At 64.2% G+C, this 20,847-nt stretch carries 22 protein-coding genes and 1 riboswitch; of the genes, 11 read left to right on the top strand and 11 right to left on the bottom strand.

The features are described 5' to 3' along the window. Positions 1 to 337: 337 nt before the first annotated feature. The 3 genes from H1204_RS10415 to H1204_RS10405 all read right to left on the bottom strand — a co-directional run bounded on the left by H1204_RS10415 (position 338) and on the right by H1204_RS10405 (position 2,799). On the bottom strand, positions 338 to 1,174 hold the full coding sequence (locus H1204_RS10415) for an IclR family transcriptional regulator (protein WP_180728239.1): 837 nt from the start codon (positions 1,172 to 1,174) through the stop codon (positions 338 to 340). 567 nt (positions 1,175 to 1,741) lie between these two features. Next, the gene (locus tag H1204_RS10410; protein WP_180728238.1) at positions 1,742 to 1,993 is read right to left on the bottom strand and encodes a hypothetical protein; all 252 of its coding nucleotides are present in this window, start codon (positions 1,991 to 1,993) and stop codon (positions 1,742 to 1,744) included. Between the two features lie 338 nt (positions 1,994 to 2,331). Then, positions 2,332 to 2,799: a PRC-barrel domain-containing protein gene (locus H1204_RS10405; RefSeq protein ID WP_042308453.1), complete on the bottom strand. Its 468-nt coding sequence runs from the start codon at positions 2,797 to 2,799 to the stop codon at positions 2,332 to 2,334. A 218-nt stretch (positions 2,800 to 3,017) separates the two neighbouring features. Between H1204_RS10405 and H1204_RS10400 the strand changes: the two genes are divergently transcribed. The 3 genes from H1204_RS10400 to H1204_RS10390 all read left to right on the top strand — a co-directional run bounded on the left by H1204_RS10400 (position 3,018) and on the right by H1204_RS10390 (position 5,622). Next, positions 3,018 to 3,869 carry a hypothetical protein gene (locus H1204_RS10400; RefSeq protein ID WP_243468471.1) on the top strand — a complete coding sequence of 284 codons (852 nt, stop codon included), beginning with the start codon at positions 3,018 to 3,020 and terminating at the stop codon, positions 3,867 to 3,869. Between the two features lie 110 nt (positions 3,870 to 3,979). Further along, positions 3,980 to 4,864 (top strand): CHAD domain-containing protein, encoded by an 885-nt coding sequence (locus H1204_RS10395; RefSeq protein WP_180728236.1) that lies wholly within the window; start codon positions 3,980 to 3,982, stop codon positions 4,862 to 4,864. Positions 4,865 to 4,953: 89 nt separating this feature from the next. Further along, complete coding sequence (locus tag H1204_RS10390; protein WP_180728235.1) at positions 4,954 to 5,622, top strand: hypothetical protein; 669 nt, start codon at positions 4,954 to 4,956, stop codon at positions 5,620 to 5,622. 61 nt (positions 5,623 to 5,683) lie between these two features. Here the strand turns inward: H1204_RS10390 and H1204_RS10385 are convergent, their stop codons facing one another. The 4 genes from H1204_RS10385 to H1204_RS10370 form a co-directional block, all read right to left on the bottom strand. Then, positions 5,684 to 5,941 (bottom strand): hypothetical protein, encoded by a 258-nt coding sequence (locus H1204_RS10385; protein WP_180728234.1) that lies wholly within the window; start codon positions 5,939 to 5,941, stop codon positions 5,684 to 5,686. 13 nt (positions 5,942 to 5,954) lie between these two features. Continuing rightward, on the bottom strand, positions 5,955 to 6,206 hold the full coding sequence (locus tag H1204_RS10380; RefSeq protein WP_180728233.1) for a hypothetical protein: 252 nt from the start codon (positions 6,204 to 6,206) through the stop codon (positions 5,955 to 5,957). A 276-nt stretch (positions 6,207 to 6,482) separates the two neighbouring features. Then, positions 6,483 to 6,863, bottom strand: a complete 381-nt coding sequence (gene crcB / locus H1204_RS10375) for a fluoride efflux transporter CrcB (protein WP_042308530.1) — start codon at positions 6,861 to 6,863, stop codon at positions 6,483 to 6,485. A 74-nt stretch (positions 6,864 to 6,937) separates the two neighbouring features. Then, positions 6,938 to 6,998: riboswitch (Fluoride riboswitch) on the bottom strand. A 123-nt stretch (positions 6,999 to 7,121) separates the two neighbouring features. Continuing rightward, positions 7,122 to 8,324, bottom strand: a complete 1,203-nt coding sequence (locus H1204_RS10370; RefSeq protein ID WP_180728232.1) for an ammonium transporter — start codon at positions 8,322 to 8,324, stop codon at positions 7,122 to 7,124. A 455-nt stretch (positions 8,325 to 8,779) separates the two neighbouring features. On the opposite strand from H1204_RS10370, the gene H1204_RS10365 reads away from it, so the two are divergent. Next, entirely contained in the window at positions 8,780 to 10,435 is a 1,656-nt protein-coding gene (locus H1204_RS10365) for a sensor histidine kinase (protein ID WP_180728231.1), read from the top strand. Between the two features lie 23 nt (positions 10,436 to 10,458). On the opposite strand, the gene H1204_RS10360 is transcribed toward H1204_RS10365, so the two are convergent. Both H1204_RS10360 and H1204_RS10355 read right to left on the bottom strand, forming a co-directional pair. Next, positions 10,459 to 10,782 carry a hypothetical protein gene (locus H1204_RS10360; RefSeq protein ID WP_180728230.1) on the bottom strand — a complete coding sequence of 108 codons (324 nt, stop codon included), beginning with the start codon at positions 10,780 to 10,782 and terminating at the stop codon, positions 10,459 to 10,461. A 137-nt stretch (positions 10,783 to 10,919) separates the two neighbouring features. Continuing rightward, positions 10,920 to 11,501, bottom strand: a complete 582-nt coding sequence (locus H1204_RS10355; protein WP_180728229.1) for a DJ-1/PfpI family protein — start codon at positions 11,499 to 11,501, stop codon at positions 10,920 to 10,922. A 78-nt stretch (positions 11,502 to 11,579) separates the two neighbouring features. Between H1204_RS10355 and H1204_RS10350 the strand changes: the two genes are divergently transcribed. From H1204_RS10350 to H1204_RS10330, 5 genes are all read left to right on the top strand, one after another. Then, on the top strand, positions 11,580 to 12,074 hold the full coding sequence (locus tag H1204_RS10350; RefSeq protein WP_180728228.1) for a GNAT family N-acetyltransferase: 495 nt from the start codon (positions 11,580 to 11,582) through the stop codon (positions 12,072 to 12,074). Between the two features lie 47 nt (positions 12,075 to 12,121). Next, positions 12,122 to 12,535, top strand: a complete 414-nt coding sequence (locus H1204_RS10345; protein WP_180730927.1) for a hypothetical protein — start codon at positions 12,122 to 12,124, stop codon at positions 12,533 to 12,535. Between the two features lie 106 nt (positions 12,536 to 12,641). Beyond that, positions 12,642 to 13,100 carry an Rrf2 family transcriptional regulator gene (locus H1204_RS10340; RefSeq protein ID WP_180728227.1) on the top strand — a complete coding sequence of 153 codons (459 nt, stop codon included), beginning with the start codon at positions 12,642 to 12,644 and terminating at the stop codon, positions 13,098 to 13,100. Between the two features lie 122 nt (positions 13,101 to 13,222). Continuing rightward, positions 13,223 to 13,870 (top strand): NAD(P)-dependent oxidoreductase, encoded by a 648-nt coding sequence (locus tag H1204_RS10335; protein ID WP_180728226.1) that lies wholly within the window; start codon positions 13,223 to 13,225, stop codon positions 13,868 to 13,870. Between the two features lie 183 nt (positions 13,871 to 14,053). Next, on the top strand, positions 14,054 to 16,666 hold the full coding sequence (locus H1204_RS10330) for a mechanosensitive ion channel family protein (RefSeq protein ID WP_180728225.1): 2,613 nt from the start codon (positions 14,054 to 14,056) through the stop codon (positions 16,664 to 16,666). 88 nt (positions 16,667 to 16,754) lie between these two features. On the opposite strand, the gene H1204_RS10325 is transcribed toward H1204_RS10330, so the two are convergent. Beyond that, positions 16,755 to 17,330, bottom strand: coding sequence for a cysteine dioxygenase family protein (locus H1204_RS10325; RefSeq protein WP_243468614.1), 576 nt, complete (start codon positions 17,328 to 17,330; stop codon positions 16,755 to 16,757). A 189-nt stretch (positions 17,331 to 17,519) separates the two neighbouring features. Between H1204_RS10325 and H1204_RS10320 the strand changes: the two genes are divergently transcribed. Then, entirely contained in the window at positions 17,520 to 18,002 is a 483-nt protein-coding gene (locus H1204_RS10320) for an Lrp/AsnC family transcriptional regulator (protein WP_036004599.1), read from the top strand. Between the two features lie 134 nt (positions 18,003 to 18,136). Continuing rightward, positions 18,137 to 18,352, top strand: coding sequence for a hypothetical protein (locus H1204_RS10315; protein WP_180728223.1), 216 nt, complete (start codon positions 18,137 to 18,139; stop codon positions 18,350 to 18,352). A 15-nt stretch (positions 18,353 to 18,367) separates the two neighbouring features. On the opposite strand, the gene H1204_RS10310 is transcribed toward H1204_RS10315, so the two are convergent. Next, positions 18,368 to 20,809 (bottom strand): FUSC family protein, encoded by a 2,442-nt coding sequence (locus H1204_RS10310; RefSeq protein ID WP_180728222.1) that lies wholly within the window; start codon positions 20,807 to 20,809, stop codon positions 18,368 to 18,370. Between the last annotated feature and the right edge of the window lie 38 nt (positions 20,810 to 20,847).

Below are 20,847 nucleotides of genomic sequence, written 5' to 3'. Positions count from 1 at the left end.
GGCGGCCGCTCTTCGCGGCCAGACACGTTATCGGCATGACTGACGGCTCCTCCCTGTTGGCCGTCCTGATGTCCGCCGCTGCGTCCGTTGCCGGGCGCGTTCCCGTCCGCGTTGCCGATGCGCATGCGCTGGCGGGCGCGCGGAGGACTGTGGCAGCTTCCCCGGGCGCGCGGGAAAGCATGATGCTACGTCTCGGGCCGAGTTACAGTCCAGCGGCGTATTTTTCGGCGGATTACGACCGTTACACAAATGTGGCGCGATCGAAAGGCGTGTGTCAGCGGGATGTCGGGGTTTTCATCGGCTTACGGCTGCGGCGCGCGGCTGCCGCTCACCGTGCTCAGGCGTCCAGCCGGCGCCCCGGCGTGCCGCCGATTTCATGGACGATCCGGTCGATTGTCTCGAGCAGCGCCGGCGCTGCGCGCGACACGAGCCAGTCGCGCGGGCACTGATGCGCAGACCCGCCGCAGTTGACCGCGTAGCGCTCGCCCGAAGGCCCGATGAAGCCCGCCGCAATTGCGTTGAGCCCTTCGTGCCATTCGCCCGTCGCAATCGCGAAGCCTTGTGCAGTCGTTTCACGCAGTGCCGCGTCGAGCCGGGCGCCGATGGTTCCCCAGTCGTCGCCTGCTGCCGCCTGCAAGCCGATCAGCAGCTTTTCCCGGTCCGTGTCGGTGAGCGCCGCCAGATACGCGCGTCCGACGGCGGTGCGGCTCAGATCCATCCGTGAGCCGACGTCGAGGCGTGACACCAGCACGGCGGAGCGCGGCTTGATCGCATCGATGACGACCATTTCGAGCCGGTCGCGCACTGCAAGGTGCACGGACAAAGAGGTCCGCTCGGCCAGCTCGATCAGAAACGGCCGCGAGCGGGCGCGGATATCGAAGTTGCGCAGAAAGCCGTTGCTCAGTTCCAGCACCGACGACGTGAGCACGAAACGCTCGCTGTCGGGCAGACGGAACAGAAAGCCGGCGCTCACGAGAGTTGCGGTGATCCGGGAGACGGTCGGTTTTGGAATGCCCGTCAGTTCGGTCAGCTCGCGGTTGGACAGCGGGGCGTCGGCTGCCGCGACCCGCCGGAGCACCGTCAGGCCGCGTGCGAGCGCGGTGACCTCGTCGCCGGAACCGTCTTTTTCCTTCGCGGAATCCATGACGGCCGGGCGCGTCGATGACTGGTTCATGTGGTTTTTATGAAACGTTATTTCAATATTGTGGAACACGTTTCAGGGCAGTGACTTCCTGAAAGCGCCCCAGGCCCTCTCTCAGCAAGGCCTAAGTCCCTTTTTCCTACGACGATTCATTGTATAGGAATGTAATTTTCGAGCAGTCTGCGGCGATTAAATTTTGCTTGACTTAGTCAGCATTACCATAAAAAATGGAACTATATTTCGAAAGTGTGCAGTAATCGCGCGCGCATCAAAAGCAGATGCAGCCGCCGCGGCGCCGCTTTCCAGGCAGTTTTTCAGTACCGTCTCTCAGGTTCTAGCACGGCCCTCGGAATGGCTAGAACTTTTTGAAGGCGCCATGGAAACATGGCGCCTTTTTTTTGTGCTTTTGAATTGGGCTTTCCACCCGTAACCGGGTCCGCTTTATGGGATCGTCGGAGAACCATGACGGGTTTTCGCCGGATCGATTTCCGACGGTTCGCTGCGCGTTTGCGACTGGAAGGGAAGAGGCGGAGGGTGTCGTGAAGCGGGGACGTGCTGAGGCGAAACGTTCGATTCGACTCGCGTCAACCGTGCCGGTGATTACTCCACGGGCATCTCCGAATCCCGGTTTTCAGACTGCGGCCGGATAGGTGCGCTCGACTCATTTCGCCAGATATCGACCAGCGGGATCGTGGTCACCGTGACCGCGACATTTTCTGATTCGGGCAGAAGCCCGAAAAGTGCGGCAATCCCCGTCCCGCAAGCGGCGATAAGGGCTAGCGCGGCGATGGCGACGATGGTCGTCGTGCGAATCGACCTCGGTTCGGCTGCATGCGGAAAATGGCGCATCATGTCCTGCTCCTGTTAGTTATGGCCAACAAGTGCAATGACCGTGCCGACGGTGATGCCTGCGTCGCTTCAATGAGCACCGGCGGGGCTGCGGCCGGTTGTGCGTCCCGATCCGGGTGGCCGGCGGGACGCGTCGATGTTCGCCGCGGACAAACACTCCGCATGCGCTGGTGTCGGAGTGCCGCGTTCGATCCAACGTCGCGCATCCATGAAAGGACGCGGCGGCCGTCCAGCAGGACGGCCGCCGCGACGGCAAATCGGCAAAGGAAAGAAGAATCAGCGTTCGCCCGATCACTACATGACGAGCGAACGCTGGGCCGAAGCCGAAAGTCAAAGCGGGATCACAGCCCCCGATCCCGTACCGCGACAGGATCGACCGACGTCGTCGTCCAGTACGGATCGCGGTTGTAGTACTGGTGCATCTGCGTGCCCCATGTCTCGTCGGCCATCGACGGCCAATGATCCTTGTCGAAGCCCGGTTCGTCCTTGATGCGTTGCGCGGTGATATCGACGCGGAATACCTTCTCGTCGGTATCGAGCGTCAGCGCGCTCCAGGGGATCGCGTGCAGATTGCTGCCCATGCCGAGGAAACCGCCCTCCGACAGCACCGCATAGGCGACGCGTCCGCTGCGCACGTCGAGCATGATGTCCGAGATCTTGCCGACATGTTCGCCGTCCGACGAGACGACCTTGTTGCCATCCAGCGTCGCCGCGGCCATCACTTCAGGCCCCGGACCTTCGCCCACGCCACCGCCGACGATGCCTGCGCCCCCACGAGCCGGGTTCATTTTCGGGTCAAGTATGGTCATGATTTCCTCCTTTGGAAGTTCACGGGATGCATAGCGCATCCGGCGTGCCTGTCCGCTCCTGTCCGTTCAGGCGACGCGCGAGGGAGCGTGACTTGCGTGTGCATCCTGGTCGGCGAGCGGGGCGCCAGACACGTGGCGTAGTTTTAGCTGTGCTGGGTTATCAGCTTGCGTCGATTGAACCGGCGCGCGGCAATGTGAACCCCGACGCCGGAATGAACATGGACGCCCTGAATCTCAGCCAGCCCGCACTTGCACCACATCAACAGCCAGCGTCGACGACGCGCAAGACAGTCGAATATCTGTACGCGACGATGGCGCTCGGCGGACGTGTCGTGCGCGCCGACGCGGCCATGCACGATCCGTCGTTGCGCTGGTGCCTGCTCGAATACCGGATCGATGACGACGACATCGGCCGCGAGTTGTCGCGATACATCTCGCTGAGCGCGCCGAAGGCAATCGTCGCGGCGCGACGCGCGCTCGCGGATGCGAAGGCCGTGCATCCGGGCGACCTCAGCACGCTCGAACTCGATTTCAACGATGCCGAACAGCGCTGGACGAATGCGTGCAAGCAGAAAATTCAAGCGCTACGCGTCAAGCTGACAGAGATGCGCGCGCACACGGCGCCCGACGCGCACGCGTTCGTGTTGTCCGAGCGTCGCGTCGAAGGTGGCGCGGTTGATAGGCTCGCCAGCACGCGGATACTCGCGCCGCACTATTTCATCTATCTGGCTCCCGCCGAAAGCATGGCGAGCGAAAGCGGGCATGTCGATGTGGCGAGCGTTTCGCAGACGATGCCGTTGCCGCGGTTGCAACTGCGCGCACGCAACTACATCGGCGGCTGGCTGCAGGAGGAAAACGTGGAAGTGGCAGTGGTGGACGTCGCGTGGTGCGGATGGCCGTTACCCGCATTCCAGCGCTGGATTCAGGGCGTCGTCGCATTGCGACGCAAGGCGCCCCGAGACGAGGGCGCGGCGGTTCCAGTCGACTGCGTGCTCGCGGCAGGCGAGAGCTTCTGTCTCGTGATGGATCTGCCGACGTTCGTCGCACGCAACCTGCCGCAGGACAGATAGACGCAGCACCCGAAGTCGCGATTTTGGCGCGATCGGGAAAGCGTATGATGTCTGCTGCATCGGTCGATGCATCACAAGGCATCTTGCTGTCGCTCCCGATACGAGGCCCCATGAAACACGACGATCGCGCGCATGATGTCGCCGACTCCGGCGGCGAGGCGCAAGCGGAGTCGACGTTCGCCGCGCTCGCAGCGCCGCTCGTCGACGAAGCGCTTTCGCACAACGCATCCATTCACGCCGACGCTTCGCCGGAATCCCTGCATCAACTGCGCGTTGCGCTGCGGCGCTTGCGCTCGTTGTGGTGGGCGTATGGTCCGCTGCTCGACAGGCAGGAAAACACGCGGCAGCGCGCGCTGTACCGCTTTCTCGCCGATGCCGCCGGTAAGACACGCGACTGGGACATCCTGCTGGAACTGCTGGCGGGCGAGACCAACGCAAAGAGCGAAAACGGTGAAGAGGGCGTGACGAGCGCCGCACCCGCCTGCCTGCTCGAAGCGCGCGAGCGCGCGCTGGCGGCGAGCCGCGAGACGCTCGTCAACGCGGACATACGCAACGTGCTGCATGGCGCGCTCGCAAGCACATCGAAGGAATTGAACACGGCGCCCGAAAGGCACGCATTGCGGAAGTTCGCAGCAAAGCGCGTGCGTGCCGCCGAAAAGTCGTTGCGAAAGCGGATGCGCACGGCGTCCCGCGCGAAACGCGCCGACTACGATGCGCTTCACGACGTGCGCAAGGCGGGCAAGAAGGTTCGCTATCTGATCGAGTTTTTCGGCCCCGTGCTCGATGACGTCGGTCACGACCAGACGTTGAAGCGTCTCAAGAAACTGCAGCAGTGCTTCGGCGAACTCAACGACGTGACGGCAAGCATTGCGTTGTTGCGCGAAAACACCAGCCTGTTCTCCGATGAAACCGAGGCGCACGCAGCGCTCGTCTTTCTGAAAGAGTGCCGCAAGGCGCGCTGGCGCGAGGCGGTGCGTTTGCTGCACGAAGCTTAGCGGGCGCTGTCTTCCACACAACACTTTATGGCGCGCGGCACTGTCCGATAAACCGTATATACTGTTTATACCGTTAACGAGGAAACACGATGAGCACGCCACGAATCAAGGAACCCACCAAGAAGGCCTTCCACTTCCCGAAGAGCGCGAAGGAACCGGCTACCGAAACGAAAAAGCCTGCAGTAAAGGCTTCGCAGACCCCGGAAGCGAAGAAAGCAGCGGCGGCCGGGCAGGCGCCCGTGAGCGCGCCGGAAGCGGCAAGCGCAAGCCCGAAGACCGCCAAAGCCGCCAAACCCGCGAAGGCCGCCGGCACTACGAGCACTGCGGGCGCTGTGAAAGCGGTGAAGAGCGCAAAGGCGGAAAAGGCAGAAAAGGCAGAAAAGGCAGAAAAGGCAGCCAACAGCGCGAGCCCTGCCGCGAACGCGAAGCCTGCGAAGGCGCCTAAGGAAGCCAAGGCCGTCAAGACCGCGAAGACTGCGAAGACCGCACCGGCGGCACCCGCTACCGCCGCCGAGAAAAAGGCGCGCGTGAAGAAGGAGAAGGAAAAAGTCGTTCGCGACAGCTTCACGATGCCCAAATCCGACTACGCAAAGATCGCCGAACTCAAGCAGCGTTGCCTCGACGCGGGCCTTTCCGTGAAGAAGAGCGAATTGCTGCGCGCGGGTCTGAATCTGCTCGCCGTGTCGCCCGCCAAACGGCTGATCGCGGCCGTGCAGGAACTCGAAGCGGTAAAGACGGGGCGTCCCGCGAAGTCGTAAGCTGTGGCGCGGCGGCCACGCGTGCCGCCGCGTTGCCAGAGAGCCATTCGCGCTCAGCCGCTCAGTGCGGAAAGCGCTCCGCGAACGCCGTATGCATGCGCTTGAGCAGCGCGATATATGGAAGCCCTTGCGCCGTCATCATCCACGATGCGGCGAGGGCGTTCGTCTCGTCCCACAGGCGCTCGAACTTGTCGTGCGCGACGTCGGGCGGAATGCCCGACACCAGCAAATCCAGAAAGTCCTTTTCGATTTCGTCGGCGGAGCGGGCTGGCCGCGCGGTCGCGTTGGTTTGCTCGTTATCGGACTGATGGGAGGACACGGTCGTTTGCCCGCTAGTTCATCGATCTCAGGAACCGCCAGCGCTGGTCCATGCTGTGCAGCAACGCGATGTACGTGAAGGCGGCGTCGGTGTCGTCGCATGACTGCGCGGCGTTGTTGACTTCGTTCCACAGGGTTTCGAAACGTGCGGCCGCTTCGGGCCGGCTCAGCGGCTGCGCGAGCAGCTCCGAAAACGCAAACGACAACTCCTCTGCGCTGCGCCGCAGCGGAAGCAACGAACGACGCGAAAGATATCTGTACTTCAAGAGGTCCCCGGCTGGCTTGCATGGGATGCGCGCGAAGCGGGCGCAGCGCGCGCCGTCCGGCCCAAGCCCTTTTTTGGCGACGATGCGACGATGCGAGGTTCGTCGCGCGTTCGGCGGCGGTGCGTACGTGATGAGTCGTCACGATGCCCGCAGCATATGACGACGATGATACAGCCACGCGACGCACACGCGGCAGCGTTCAGCGATGATCTTTTGATGAACGGCGGGTGTCAGTCATCATCGTGGCGATCTTGTCGGGCGGCGCGTGCGTGCCGTTCAGCGCGAGACGACAGCGACCGTCGCGATCCCGAGCACGGTCATGATGACGGACGCCGCCACGTGAATCGCAATCTCCCCAGCGGCCCAGTTGAGGCGCCCTTGCTGCAGATGCTGGACGACTTCGGCGGAGAACGTGGAGAAGGTCGACAGGCCGCCCATCAGTCCTGTGATGATGAAGAGCCGCCATTCGGGCGCGATCTGCGGATTGCGCCCGAAATACGCGACGGCCACGCCGATGATGTAACCCGCGATCACATTCGACGCGAGCGTGCCGAGCGGCAGCGCCGGAAAGAGCGCGTTGAGGCGCAGACCGAGGAACCAGCGAAACAGCGAACCGAGTGCGCCGCCGATACCGACGGCAAGAATGGACAGATACATGAGCAAACCTGGAAAGCCGAACATCGACGAACCGGGCTGCGGCGAGGCGTGACGCTGCAACGTCCGCAGGTCCGGGCGAAGCAGGCATCATCAGCCACGAGGGCGGTTTAGGAGAATGCCATCTCCGGCGCGCGCAAGTCTATCATCGGCGCGCGCGTTTGTATGAAGGATCGGCGGCGCGCCCAAGGGCATGTCCCGATCCTTGAAACGGGAGGTTACACCAGACGCGGCGGGCTTGCAGCGGTGCGCCAGATGGCGTCAGCCGACCGTCTCGCGTTCCGGCGTCGACGTGATCTTGTGGATCGACAGGTCGGCGCCGTTGAACTCGTTTTCCTGGTCGATGCGCAGTCCGACCGTCATCCGGATCGCGCCGTAGACGATCGTGCCGCCGAGCGTCGCGAACACGACGCCGCCGAGCGTGCCGATCACCTGCGCCGCGAACGAGACGCCGCCCAGCCCGCCCAGCGCGTGCAGGCCGAAAATCCCCGCCGCGATGCCGCCCCATGCACCGCACAGGCCGTGCAGCGGCCACACGCCGAGCACGTCGTCGATGCGCCAGCGGTTCTGCACGATCGTGAACATATAGACGAACAGCAGTCCCGCGACGGCGCCCGTCAACAGCGCGCCGAGCGGATGCATCACGTCTGAGCCGGCGCATACGGCCACCAGTCCCGCGAGCGGGCCGTTGTACGTGAAGCCCGGGTCGTTGCGGCCCGCGAGCCACGCGGTCAGCGTGCCGCCGACCATCGCCATCAGCGAGTTGACGGCGACGAGGCCGCTGATCTTGTCGATGGTCTGCGCGCTCATCACGTTGAAGCCGAACCAGCCGACGGCCAGCACCCACGCGCCGAGCGCGAGAAACGGAATGTTCGACGGCGGGTGCGCGGCGATGCGGCCGTCGCGCGTATAGCGGCCGTGGCGCGCGCCGAGCAGCATCACGGCGGGCAGCGCAACCCAGCCGCCGAACGCGTGCACGACCACGGAGCCCGCGAAATCATGGAACGGCGCGCCGAGCGCCTGCGTGAGCCACGTCTGGATGCCGAAGTGGCCGTTCCAGACGATTCCCTCGAAGAACGGGTAGATGAAGCCGACCAGCACGAAGGTCGCGAACAGCTGCGGGTTGAACTTCGAGCGCTCGGCGATGCCGCCCGACACGATCGCGGGAATCGCGGCGGCGAACGTCAGCAGGAAGAAAAAGCGCACCAGCGCATAGCCGTTGTGCGCGGCGAGCGTCTCGGCGCTGCCGTAGAACTGGACGCCGTAGGCGATCGTGTAGCCGATGAAGAAATAGGCAATCGTCGATACCGAAAAGTCGACCAGAATCTTCACCAGCGCGTTGACCTGATTTTTCTTGCGGACCGTGCCCAGCTCGAGGAACGCGAAGCCCGCGTGCATCGCGAGCACCATCGCCGCGCCGAGCAGAAGAAAGAGGGTATCGGTACCGGTTTTCAGACTGTCCATCCGTTTGATTCCTGCGATGCGCAAAAAGCGGGCATCGAATGCAAGAAGTGGGCCAAATAGATGCGCGGACGCGTGTTGTCGGTGCGAGGCTGCACTGGAATGGGCTGGCGTGGTCTCGTGGTGTTTCCGTTCGTTAGTTCACGCGACACACGTCCGCCATCGCGGCACCGAGAATGTGCATGAGTGCGGAATTGGGGCATTTGCTTATCCCAAAAACGGGCATATTCCTATGATTTGCTTAATATTTCCCTTCGAATTCATAACGCGGTGATTGGCGAACGAGCGCAACGGAACGCAGCCCGAAAGTACGCTGCGCCGGGCGCCTGGGACTCACTCGTTCTTGCACCAGATTGGCGATGCGCCCGCCGAGCCGCGCTTTGTCACGGACTGCAATCGCCGACATAATGTGCCGTCCCCGGCGCGACCCGCCGGCTCCCGACTCTCCCGGCGCGCGCATGAGACTGACGACCAAAGGCCTGCTTCTGATTGCGATCCCCGCCGTCTTCGAACTGGCATTGCTGTCGGGACTCGTGAAGGCGCAGTCAGATGCCGAACAGGCCGAGCGCTGGAGCATGCACAGCGAGGATGTGCTGCGTCAGACGGCCAACATTCTCGCGCCCGTGCTGCTGGAATCGGTGCGGCTGCGCGGCGCCGTCGTCAGCGGCACACGCGATACCTCCACGCCCGTGGCGTTCTGGATGGACGTCGACCGGCGCATCGACCGGCTCGCCGAACTGGTCGCCGACAATCCCACGCAAGTCGAGCGTGCCGCGCAGATCCGCCAGGCCGTGCAGATGTACCGCCAATGGTCGGACCGCGTGCAGGACCTGATCCGCTCGGGACGCCGGCGCGACGTGCTGCAGCGTTTTCGCGACCTCGCCGGAACTGACGTGCTCGACGGCTTTCGCGCGCAGATCGCGGCGTTTCAGGCGCAGGAGCGGCAGCTCGATTCGGTGCGCTCGGCGGAGGCCGCGGCGGCGCGGGAGCGGCAGCAGTCGCTGATCGTCGCGGCTGTGGTCGGCTCGCTGGTGTTCGTCGCGCTGGCGTTCTGGGTGTTCGCGCGCGGCGTGCGCGGCCGGCTTGCGCTGCTGTCGGACAACGCCAGCCGGCTCGCCAGCAACGAGCCGCTGGCGCCGCTTACGCCCGGCAACGATGAAATCGCGCGGCTCGATCTGACGCTGCATATGACGAGCCGCAAGCTGCTCGAGGCGGAGCGCCAGCAGGCGCGCTTCCAGTCCGATCTGGGTCGCCACGCCGCCGAACTCGCGCAGACCAACGAAACGCTGCGCCAGCAAACTCAGGAAAACGAGACGTTCATCTATAGCGTGTCGCACGATCTGCGCGCGCCGCTCGTCAATCTGCAGGGTTTCTCGAAGGAACTGACGCACGCGTGCGACGATCTGCGCATAGCCCTGCGCCAGTCGTCGCTGTCGACGCATCAGCGCGAGCATGTCGAGCGGCTGATCGACGAAGACATCGGCGAGGCGCTGCATTTCCTGCAGACGGCCGTGCTGCGCGCGTCGCACATCATCGACGCGCTGCTGCGGCTATCGCGCGTGGGACGCGTCGAATACCGGCGTCAGCAGGTCGAGGTGCGCGACATCGTGCAACGCGTGATCGACGCGATGCAGGCCACGATTCGCGACCGTCGCGCGCGCGTCATCGTGCAGGCGGTGCCGCCCGTATGGGGCGATCCGACAGCGCTCGAACAGATCTTCGCGAACCTGATCGGCAACGCGATCAACTATCTGAGCCCGGAGCGCACGGGCGTCGTCGAAATCGGCACGGCGCCTGCGCCGCCTGGCGTGCAGACGCTACGCATCTTCTATGTGAAGGACAACGGCTTGGGTATTCCGGAAATCGCGATGCCGCGTCTGTTCAATGCGTTCCAACGGCTGCATGGCAACGTGGCGGCGGGTGAGGGGATCGGTCTGGCGCTCGTGCGGCGTATGGTCGAGCGGCACGGCGGACGCGTGTGGGCGGAATCGGCGGAGGGTGTGGGAACGACGTTCTATCTGTCGCTGCCGGATGCCGCTGCACCGTCGCGCGACGACGAGCACGATACCGCGACAACGGGCGATGGACAGGCGTTGCGGGCGGACGCGCGATAGCGCGTAGCGTGCCCGCAAAGCGCTCAGGAGGCGGAGAACAGACGGCGCGGCTTAAGCATTCTGCGGCCGCGGATTGACCAGTAGCCGCTCGCGATGATCAGCAGCAGCGCACCCGTCAGGATGACCGTGGGCGCGACGTGAACGGCGCGTGAACCCAGCGCGAACAGCCCGCGCGTGAGGATGAGAAGCGCGGTCCAGAACGACAGCACGGCCTGTGCGAGCAGACGCGTGCCGGTGAAGCGCCGCGCGCGGTTTTCGATCGACCAGTGGGTCGGCGCGCGCGAGCAGAAGAAGGTTAGCGAGATCAGCGCGACAGCGAGAATAATCACCCAGTTTGTGAGATCCATGATGGTGCCTTCCAAAGTTAACCTGCAACTCTAGGTGGCGGTACCGGTCACGGAAATCGGAGAACTCTCAAACAGGATAGACAACGCGCATGCGCGCCCGATCGACAGGCCGGACGCATGCCCGGCCTTGACGCGGATCAAAGTTCGATACGCGTGCCGAGCACCACGAGGAACTGGCGCAGCCATTCGGGATGCGCAGGCCACGCGGGGGCCGTGACGAAGTTGCCGTCGGTGACGGCAGCGTCGACGGGAATGTCCGCGTAGTCGCCGCCCGCCAGCTTCACTTCGGGCGCGCACGCGGGATAGGCCGAAATGCGCTTGCCGCGGATCACGTCGGCAGCGGCGAGCAGTTGCGCGGCGTGGCAGATCGCGGCGATAGGCTTGTTGCTTTCGGCGAACTGCCGCACGACCTCGATCACTTTCGCGTTGAGCCGCAGATACTCCGGCGCGCGGCCGCCGGCGATCGCGAGCGCGTCGTATTGCGACGGATCGATTTCATCGAAGCTTGCGTTGAGCGTGAAGTAGTGGCCGGGCTTTTCGGTGTACGTCTGGTCGCCCTCGAAATCGTGAATCGCTGTTTTTATGCGGTCGCCCGCGTGCTTGCCGGGACAGACGGCGTCGACGATATGGCCGACTGCCTGTAGTGCCTGGAACGGCACCATCGTTTCGTAATCCTCGGCGAAGTCGCCCGTCAGGAACAGAATCTTCTTCGCTGCCATCGCATGCCTCCAAGGGTTGAGGGAACACGTCGAACGTCGGCCAGTCTACTCCAGGGTCGTTGACAACATCGCGAACGCATGATCGATCCAATTCCTTTTTCCTTCCGTCTGTTCCGGCCCGCTGACGCTGCGTCTCTCGCCGCGCTCTTTCGCGACGCGGCGCTGGCTGCCGCGGGTTACGATCCGGCGGCGCGCGGGGCATGGGCGTCAGCCGCCGACGACCTCGCCGCGTTCGGCGCGCGGCTTTCGCGTGGCGTCACGCTGGTCGCTTTGCGCGGCAGCGCGTATGCCGGGTTTGGGCAACTCCATCCGGCCGATCACATCGAGATGCTCTATGTCGCGCCGGCCTTGATGCGCCAAGGGATCGCGGCGGCGCTGCTCGCGCGGCTCGAAGCGCGGGCGCGCGATGCGGACGCGCTTGCGTTGACGGCCGACGTCAGCGTCAGCGCGAGGCGCGCATTCGAGCGGGCGGGCTTCGCGGTGGAGGCCGAAGAGTCGGTCATCCGCAACGGCGTATCATTGAGGCGTTTTCGCATGATGAAGCCGCTCGCCGCGGCTCGACCACAAGTATGAAACTTATCTCACGCCATCCGCTTGTCCGTACGACTGCCTTTGCTGCCATGCTGCTAGCAGGTCTTGCCGCCTGCCAGAAAAACGATGCATCGGCGGGGCAGACGGCGACGAAGCTCAACGATCTCTCGCAGCAGGCCGGTCAGAAGCTCGATCAGGCCGCAAGCTATGTCGGCCAGCAGGTCGACGCCGCGAAGGCGACGGCGCAACAGAATCTCGACACGGCCGCATCCGGCCCGTCGATCAACCTCGATCCGAACGCGCTCGCGTCGCAGGCGCGTGCCAATCTGGACAACGCCGCCAGCGCGACGAACGCCGCCGTCAACAAGGCGATGGGCTCGACGGGCGCGGGACTCGAAACGGCGGGACGCAAGCTGCAGCAGTGGTCGAGCGAAGCATCGACGAGCAGCGCGCAATCCGCGCCCACCGAATCCAGTGACGCCCAGAAACAGATGGACAAATAATCCGGCGCTTGACCCGCGTGACAAGTGTAACTATGATGATTACACATCGTCGCTGGCTGGCGTGAGGTGGTTTGCGCGTCTGATGCGCATCGGATGATCTAGCGTTGTGAATACGAGTAGCCGATTTGCCTTTGCGGTTCATGTGCTCGCCCTGCTGTCGTTGCAGGAAGGCGTGCCGCTGTCGTCGGACATGATCGCAGGAAGCGTGAACACGAATCCCGTGCTGATCCGGCGTCTGCTGGCGATGCTCGCGGAAGCGGGCCTCACCACGTCGCAACTGGGCGCGGGCGGCGGCGCGCTGCTGGCGCGCGAGCCCGAGGACATCACGCTGCTCGACGTCTACCGCGCCGTCGACGATGCGCAGCTATTCGCCATGCATCGCGAGACGCCGAATCCCGCGTGCATGGTCGGACGCAACATCCAGACGGTGCTGACGGGCATCATCGGCGATGCGCAACAGGCGCTCGAAGCGTCGCTGGCGTCGCGCACGCTGGCCGACGCGACGGCCGACGTCGTGCGCGCCGAACGGGCGCGCGAACGTAAGCGCAAAGCCGTGGACAGTTGAACGCAGTCGAAGCACGAAGCACGAAGCACGAAGCATGAAGCATGAAGTGCGGGGCATCGCCCCGATTTTTTTAAACAAATATGTAATCAACATAGTTACATTTAAGCGGAAGGAACATTGACATGAGCAAGACACTGAAGATCGCGCTGTTTGGCGCAACAGGCATGATCGGCTCGCGCATCGCGGCGGAAGCGGCACGCCGCGGGCATCAGGTGACGGCTTTCTCGCGCAATCCCGAGCGCGTGCCTGCCGATGTCGCGAACCTGAAAGCGGCGCAGGCCGACGTGACGGATGCGGCGAGCGTCGCGGCCGGGGCGCGCGGACACGATGTCGTCGCAAGCGCCTATGCGCCGCCTCAGGACAACCTCATGCTGATCGACAAGGCGACCCGAGCGCTGGTCGAAGGCACCCGCGCGGCGGGCATCAAACGTCTGGTCGTGGTGGGCGGCGCGGGTTCGCTCGAAGTGGCGCCCGGCAAGCAACTGGTCGACACAGAAGGCTTTCCGGACGCCTACAAGGCGATCGCGCTCGCGCACCGCGACGTGCTGCCCATCCTGCGTGCCGCCAGCGATCTCGACTGGACGTTCTTCGCGCCCGCTGCGCTGATCGCGCCGGGCGAGCGCAAAGGGACGTTCCGCACGGGCGCCAATGCGCTGATCGTCGATGCGCAGGGCAACAGCAGCATTTCGGCGGAAGACTACGCAATCGCGTTCGTCGACGAGCTGGAGCAGGGCCGTTTCGTTCGCCAGCTCGCGACCGTCGCGTACTGAGGGCTTCGAAATCCCGCCGCGCGCCGCGCATGCGCCGCGCGGCGCGCATGAGCGACTGTCGCGCCGCCGCGCAAGTGCACTAACATTCGGTTACGCATCGGGGAGCTTTCCCTCGACGACACCCGCTAAACTTGGCGTCTCCCGTTCCCATGCAGATTGCTTGCACAAAAGTCACGGATTGCCATGAAGTCATGCCTCGCGCGGCGTGAATCGCAGGCTGCGCCGTCTTCCGGCGGGCCTCTGGCGATTGACGCCGTTTTTCGCGCTTTATCCAAATTCTTTTCGCACGCCGGAGCATTACGCCGGGCGCGTTCGGGCGCGCTCGCGTCCGCCTTGTGCCTGTGTTTCGCGCTCGCTGGCGCGTGCCTCGGCATGCCGGGCACCGCGCAAGCCGCGGGCGCCGCGACGGGCACGCCGGTGATTCCCGCGCTGCAGAGCCTGATCAATAGCGCGACGGTTTCGACGGCGGCGCCCGCGTCGGGCGCGTCGGCGGCGGATGCGGCATCGGCGCCGTCGCCCGCCAGTCAGGCCGAGCTGGAGAAATCGCTCGACAGCGTCATCACGACGCTCGACAGCGACCGCCAGCGCACCGCGCTCGTCACGCAGCTGAAAAAACTGCGCGACGCGACGAAGACCGTCGGGCCGCCCGTGTCCGCCAGCGCGCCGTCGAGCGCCGGTCTGCTCGGCGCGATCGCGGCGGGCATTGCATCGTTCGAAAGCGACGTGCAGCAGGGACGCTCGCCGTTCAACTACTGGTCGGGCCGCTTCAACGCGGCGGGCAACGAAATCTATACGATCGTCACGAGCCAGGGGCGCGAGCACTTCGGCCGCGTGTTGCTGAACATGATCGCCGTGCTCGCGGGGTGGGGTGCGTGCGCGGCGGCCCTGATTTACCTGCAGCGCAGGATTCACGCGCGCTTTGGCATCGTCGTGCGGCTCGATCCCAATCCAACCACGCGCGAACTGCTGATCTTCGCGCTGCGCCGCGTGGGGCCGTGGATCGTCGCGTTCGTCGCCGCGCTGATGTTCGTGCGCTCGATGCCCGATTCGCTCGGCCGCACGATCGCGATGGTGATCGCGTATGCGATCGTCGCGGGTGCCGTGTTCTCCGCGATCTGCCTGATCATGTTCTCGCTGTTCGGCTCGGGCCACCGACGCACAGCCGTGCGGCTGCTGATTGAGCAGGCGCGCCGGCCGCTATTCGCGATCGGCATCTGCAGCGCGCTCGGCGATGCCGCCGTCAATTACGACGTCGCGCATGAACTCGGAACGAACCTCGCGGCGCTGGTGTCGACCGTCTCGAACATGACGGCGGCCGTGTTGACCGCCTACTTTGCGCTCGCGTTTCGCCGTCCCGTCGCGCATCTGATCCGCAATCGCGCTTATGAACAGCGGCACGATCACAAGGCCGCGACCGACGGCTTCGAAGTGCTCGCGTCGCTCTGGCACGTGCCGATGCTCGTATTGGCGACAGCTTCCGTGATCGCGACGATCGGCGGCATCGGCAGCGGTGAGAACGTGTTGCAGATTTCCGTCGTGACGGCGCTGCTGCTGGTGCTCGCGTTCTTCCTGTCGGCCATCGTGCTGCGCGTAACGCGGCCGCGCAATGCGCGCCGGCGGCGCCGTTCGCCCTATCTGACGCGCCTGTTGCGCTTCGCGGGCACGCTGATCACGCTGTTCGTCTGGCTCGCGTACTTCGAATTCGCGTCGCGGCTGTGGGATGTATCGCTTGCACAGATCATCGAAGAGAGCGTCACGGCGCGCGGCATCGCGCACGCGCTGACGGCGATCCTGATCACGGTGTTCGTGTCGTGGCTCGTGTGGATACTGATCGACACGGCGATCCAGGAAGCCGTCAATCCGAGCGGCCCGCGCAACAAGTCGAAGAACCCGAGCATGCGCGCGCGCACGATGTTGCCGCTCGTGCGCAATGTGCTGTTCGTGACGATCCTGACGATCGCGGGCATCGTCACGGCCGCCAATCTCGGCATCAACGTCACGCCGCTGCTCGCGGGCGCGGGCGTGATCGGTCTGGCGATCGGCTTCGGCGCGCAGTCGCTGGTGAGCGATCTGATCACGGGCCTGTTCATCATCATCGAGGACACGATCTCGGTCGGGGACTGGATCGACATCGACGGCGGGCACGCGGGCACGGTCGAATATCTGTCGATCCGCACCGTGCGGCTGCGCGACGGCCAGGGCGCGATTCACGCCATTCCGTTCTCGCAGATCAAGATCGTGAAGAACCTGTCGCGCGATTTCGCGTATGCGGTGTTCGAAGTGCGCGTGCCGTTTTCCGCCGATGTCGACGAGGTGACGCAACTGATCCGCGCGGTCGGCGCAGACCTGATGGCCGATTTCCGTTACCGGCGCGAGATGCTCGGTCCCGTCGAAGTCTGGGGGCTCGACCGTTTCGATCCGAACTGGATGGTCGTCAAAGGACAGATCAAGACACGGCCGTTGCAGCAGTGGAGCGTGGCGCGCGCCTTCAATCTGCGCCTGAAGCGCAAGATGGACGAAGCGGGCATCGAGATTCCCGTGCCACAGATGCGCGTGCATACATCGCGCGGCGACGAAGTGGGCGAGGTGTTGAGGGAGGAAGAGCACGCGCAGCATGAGGAATATGCGCGCGAATCCGCGACGGGCACGACGACGCCATTCAGGCCGAAGAAGGGCGGCCCGATGCCGCCGGCGCGCGACGTGTCGCACGAGCCGCGTCCGGCGCCGCCGTCGACGGGGCAAACGGCATCCGTGCCGCCGCAGATTCCAACGGCGGGCGACGGCGGGAAGACCTGACAGAGGGTGAAGACTTGTATGAGAAAGGCGTCACGCGGTTATGCGTGACGCCTTTCGTTTGATGCGTACAGCGCGGACGACGCGTTGCTCAGGCGGGAACGGCTTGCACGCTGTCGGCGACGCGCACGATGTCGTTCACATGCGTCGTGATCTGTTCGCCGGAAACGCCGTAGATGTGCAGCGAGATGGCGGTGCTGCCGCTGCAGTTGCCGAGCCGATGGATGCCCGTGCGGCCTGAGCGCGTGAACGACACGGCGCCTGATTCGCGCAACTGCTCGCGCACGGGTGTCGCGCAGTCGGTATCCGCGTTCCAGTCGTAAACGGTTTCCGTCAACGCGCCGTCGATGACGGCATAGCCACACCACGTGTGATGCGCGTGAACCGGGCTCGCCTGGCCGGGCATCCAGACGAGCGCAGCGATGGCATAGCGGCCTTGCGGATCGGCGGCGAGCAGATGGCGGCGATAGCAGGCGGCGGCGCCTTCGCGTTGCGCTTCGGTGAGCAGCGACGAGTCGGCGGCGGCTTCGGCAAGCGCCGCGCGCACACCGCGTGCGAAGGCCGCGTGCCGCGACGGATCATCGGAGCCGGCGCAGGCGTCGAAGGCGGCGTCGAGCGCCGCACAAAACTGCGAGATCGCGTCCGGCGCGGGCATCGCGCAGGACATGGAAGGGTTTTGGGCCAACGAGGGTTCGCGTGTGATCAGGCCGGCTGACGGGTTCATGAAAGGCTCCGCTGACGTTGTTTTTCGAGATCGGGGACTGCCCTCATTTATACCGATTTGCGCAGAGAAAGAGTTTCCATATAATTCCCTCGTCTTGACGAGAAATAGAATAATTTTCTATCTGGGTGAAAGATGGGAATGGACATCATTGATCGGCGGCTGCTCGAACTCCTGCAGGAAGACGCGACGATGCCGATCGCGGAACTCGCGGCGCGGGTGAACCTGTCGCAAACGCCATGCTGGAAGCGCGTGCAACGGCTCAAGGAAGCGGGTGTGATCCGCGCGCAGGTCGCGCTGTGCGATCCGCGAAAACTGGGCGTCGGCACGACGGTGTTCGTCGCCGTGCGCACGAACCAGCACACGGAAGCCTGGGCGCAGGACTTCACGCGCGCGGTGCAGGACATTCCCGAAGTGGTCGAGGTCTACCGGATGAGCGGCGAGACCGACTACCTGCTGCGCGTCGTCGTCTCGGATATCGACGATTACGACCGTGTCTACAAGCAACTGATCCGCGCCGTGCCGCTCTACGACGTGAGTTCCAGCTTTGCGATGGAACAGATCAAGTATTCGACGGCCCTGCCGGTGCGGGCGTCCGTGGTCGCGGAAAGCCGCTAGCGTTGCCGGGTTGCTTCGCGTTGTGGTGCGGTGTTCCGCGATCGCGCAAGCATGCCGGACTGCAAGCCGCGCGCAAGGTCCTTCAGCGTAGAATGCCCGCTTTGCCGCATCCACCTGCCAGCAGAGCCCGACACATGAACGATCCGCGCAAGAAGAAAAACCCGACGCTTGGCATCGCAGTGTTTATCGTCGTTGTCGTGTTGCTGGTGATCGCGACGATTCTCTATAACGCGATCTCCGAAAAGCGCGAATACGACCGCGAAAATTCCGCCGATACGACGGCGCCAGCGGCGTCAGCAGCGTCCGCGGCGGCGGCTGCCGTCAATGCTGCAAAGGGTGCGTCGCAGTAAGCGCGACCCTCTCAGTTAGTTCTCGGGCAAGCGGATCACGCCCGCATCCTTGCGGATCTGAAACGACGCGGCGAGCATCTGCTTGCACTGATGCGCGAGCAGCTTCAGATCGTGCACGGCATCCGGCGTGTAGTCGGGCGAGCGCTCCGCTTCGATCACCATCGCATCGAGTTCACGCGTCAACTGTTTTGAAATGTCGACCTGATCGGCGGGAGGCGGGTCGCCTTCCTCGGCTTTCGCAAGGTTGTCGCGTATCACCGTCAGCGCGCGTTGCAAGGGCTGATGCGATGGGCCGCCCATCTGTTGGGAAGACGTGCGCAGCAACGGCGCCACCGCCGTGATCTGCGAGGCAAGCACGTGAGAGCGCACGAGCAGGCCGTTCAGTTCCGGCACGAACTTCTGCGCGGACTTGGGTTCGAGCATCATCCGTTGAAACGCCTGGCCGAGATTGGCGAACGCGACATGTACGTTCTTGCGCGCGAGCCGATAGCGATAGTCGCGATCGAGCGCGCTCGCGGCAGCGGCGGCGGCGGGCGTGGGAGCGGACGGTTTGACCGCAGCGCCCGTCGAAGCAGCGGCTGCGGCCGCCGCTCCCGACGCATTCGATCCCGAACCAGCCGGGTTGCCGGACAATTCCATGATCCCGTTAGCGCCGCTCGCGGCAATTTCCGCGACGGCCACGGCAGGCGCCAGCGCGGCTGCTTCCGTTAGCGCGGAGGGCGTGATGACGGCAGCAGCCGGCTTGTCTCCCCACCACCAGCTGGCTTCCAGATAGCTGCGCATCGCGGCGATCATGTCGTTGACGAGCTTGCCCATCAGCCGATATTCCCAGTACGGGAACAGATGGCTCGCGGCAATCGCGATCGCGCAGCCGACGACCGTGTCGATTGCGCGCTCGCCGATGATATGCAGGCTGCCGGGCGCAAGCAGATGGAACATCAGCAGCACATACGACGACGTGAACACGACGCTCGCCGTGTAGTTGAACAGCAGCAGGCTGTAGCTCATCACCATGCACGCGAACATCACGATGATGAGGATATGCGGCTCCTTCACGCTCATGATGAGCGCGATGCTCGCCGCGCAGCCGATCAGCGTGCCGACGATACGCTGTCCATTGCGCTGCTTGGTCAGCGAGTACCCGGGTTTCAGAATGATGACGGTCGTCATCACGATCCAGTAGGCATTGGTGAGCGGCAACAGGCGCCCGAGCCAGAAGCCGATCGCGACGGCGATTGTCATGCGCAACGCATGCCGGAAGCTGGGCGAGGCCATCGTCAGGTTCGAGAAGATCGAGCCGAACGGCACGCGGCGGCTCGACACGAAACGCGTAAGCGCCTGGTCGATGCGCAGATCGGTTTCCTTTGTGCTTTCTTCGTTCGCCAGGTTCTTGCGCATCCGGTCAATCAGGCGCGTCGCGCTCCAGACGCGTCTGAACGAAGCCGAGACAGTCGAGTAGGCTTCCGGATTTTTCTTCGGCAAGTCCTGCTTGCGCATCAGCTCGATTTCGTATTCGATCGCGCGCAACTCCGCCTTCACGTTGATCCGCGCGCGCGGCGGCTCGTTCTGCAGCACGGCGAGGCCGATATCTTCGAGGTCCGCGGCGGCCTTGCGGATCAGATCGCGATAGAAGATCAGCAGGTCCGAGCCGCCGAACGTATTGCGCACGAGCGGGTAATCGGTGTGCGCGCCGACGAACTGCTCGTGCAGATCGACGGTATGGATGAACAGGTTGAAGAGCGTCGCGCGGCGTGGCTGCAGGCGGCCGCTCTTCAGCTTGGGCAGATTGCGCAGCACGATGTCGCGCGCGGCGTCCTGCATGGCCACGGCCGCGATCTGCTTGGCGACGAGGTTGCGGTAGCACTCGTCGAGATCGTTGTCGAGGTCGAAGAAATCCGCGCGCGCGAGCAGATAGTCGGCGAGCGCGAACACGCTCTCTGCCAGCGCCTGCTGCTCGATCCGGTACATCATCCAGCGGCTCACCAGGGTCGACCAGTACGTGAACCACAGTCCGCCCACGAGTATCCACGCGGCGTTAATGAGCGCCTGCATTGGCGTGAAGTGCTCTTCGAGCGTGACGACCATCATGAAGAGCGTGGCGAAGCTGATCTGCGGCCAGCGGTTGCCGTAGACGACGATCAGCGACAGCACGAACGTGAGCGGCACGACGGTGCACCATAGCGCGACGGGATTGACGGTCGCGAGTCCGGTGGCGAGCGCGGCGAGAAAGCCGATCACGCTGCACGCGAGCATCTCGTTGTGCTTGTATTTGAGCGGGCCGGGCATGTCGACGGCGCACGCGCCGAGCGCGCCCGTGGCGATCGTGAAGCCGAGTTCGCGGTTGTGAAAGACGATCAGGCAAAGGACGGCGGGCAGCGACACGCCCACTGCGATGCGCAAGCCGCCATAAAAGTACTGGCTATACAGAAACTTCTTGATTTCGACTGAATAGCGCATCGACCGCCTGGTGTCTCGTGTCCGTATGTTGATGAAGC

Origin of the sequence: Paraburkholderia sp. PGU19 (assembly GCF_013426915.1) — a bacterium.
Taxonomy (GTDB): domain Bacteria; phylum Pseudomonadota; class Gammaproteobacteria; order Burkholderiales; family Burkholderiaceae; genus Paraburkholderia.
The sequence above is the reverse complement of the archived record's forward strand: the minus strand, read 5'-3'. Positions and strand labels throughout refer to the sequence as shown.

Bases quoted from the DNA above. Each gene is read 5' to 3' on its own strand.
- H1204_RS10415 (WP_180728239.1), bottom strand. From the start codon at position 1,174: ATGAACCAGTCATCGACGCGCCCGGCCGTCATGGATTCCGCGAAGGAA.
- H1204_RS10410 (WP_180728238.1), bottom strand. From the start codon at position 1,993: ATGATGCGCCATTTTCCGCATGCAGCCGAACCGAGGTCGATTCGCACG.
- H1204_RS10405 (WP_042308453.1), bottom strand. From the start codon at position 2,799: ATGACCATACTTGACCCGAAAATGAACCCGGCTCGTGGGGGCGCAGGC.
- H1204_RS10400 (WP_243468471.1), top strand. From the start codon at position 3,018: ATGGACGCCCTGAATCTCAGCCAGCCCGCACTTGCACCACATCAACAG.
- H1204_RS10395 (WP_180728236.1), top strand. From the start codon at position 3,980: ATGAAACACGACGATCGCGCGCATGATGTCGCCGACTCCGGCGGCGAG.
- H1204_RS10390 (WP_180728235.1), top strand. From the start codon at position 4,954: ATGAGCACGCCACGAATCAAGGAACCCACCAAGAAGGCCTTCCACTTC.
- crcB (WP_042308530.1), bottom strand. From the start codon at position 6,863: ATGTATCTGTCCATTCTTGCCGTCGGTATCGGCGGCGCACTCGGTTCG.
- H1204_RS10370 (WP_180728232.1), bottom strand. From the start codon at position 8,324: ATGGACAGTCTGAAAACCGGTACCGATACCCTCTTTCTTCTGCTCGGC.
- H1204_RS10365 (WP_180728231.1), top strand. From the start codon at position 8,780: ATGAGACTGACGACCAAAGGCCTGCTTCTGATTGCGATCCCCGCCGTC.
- H1204_RS10360 (WP_180728230.1), bottom strand. From the start codon at position 10,782: ATGGATCTCACAAACTGGGTGATTATTCTCGCTGTCGCGCTGATCTCG.
- H1204_RS10355 (WP_180728229.1), bottom strand. From the start codon at position 11,501: ATGGCAGCGAAGAAGATTCTGTTCCTGACGGGCGACTTCGCCGAGGAT.
- H1204_RS10350 (WP_180728228.1), top strand. From the start codon at position 11,580: ATGATCGATCCAATTCCTTTTTCCTTCCGTCTGTTCCGGCCCGCTGAC.
- H1204_RS10345 (WP_180730927.1), top strand. From the start codon at position 12,122: ATGCTGCTAGCAGGTCTTGCCGCCTGCCAGAAAAACGATGCATCGGCG.
- H1204_RS10335 (WP_180728226.1), top strand. From the start codon at position 13,223: ATGAGCAAGACACTGAAGATCGCGCTGTTTGGCGCAACAGGCATGATC.
- H1204_RS10330 (WP_180728225.1), top strand. From the start codon at position 14,054: ATGAAGTCATGCCTCGCGCGGCGTGAATCGCAGGCTGCGCCGTCTTCC.
- H1204_RS10325 (WP_243468614.1), bottom strand. From the start codon at position 17,330: ATGTCCTGCGCGATGCCCGCGCCGGACGCGATCTCGCAGTTTTGTGCG.
- H1204_RS10320 (WP_036004599.1), top strand. From the start codon at position 17,520: ATGGGAATGGACATCATTGATCGGCGGCTGCTCGAACTCCTGCAGGAA.
- H1204_RS10315 (WP_180728223.1), top strand. From the start codon at position 18,137: ATGAACGATCCGCGCAAGAAGAAAAACCCGACGCTTGGCATCGCAGTG.
- H1204_RS10310 (WP_180728222.1), bottom strand. From the start codon at position 20,809: ATGCGCTATTCAGTCGAAATCAAGAAGTTTCTGTATAGCCAGTACTTT.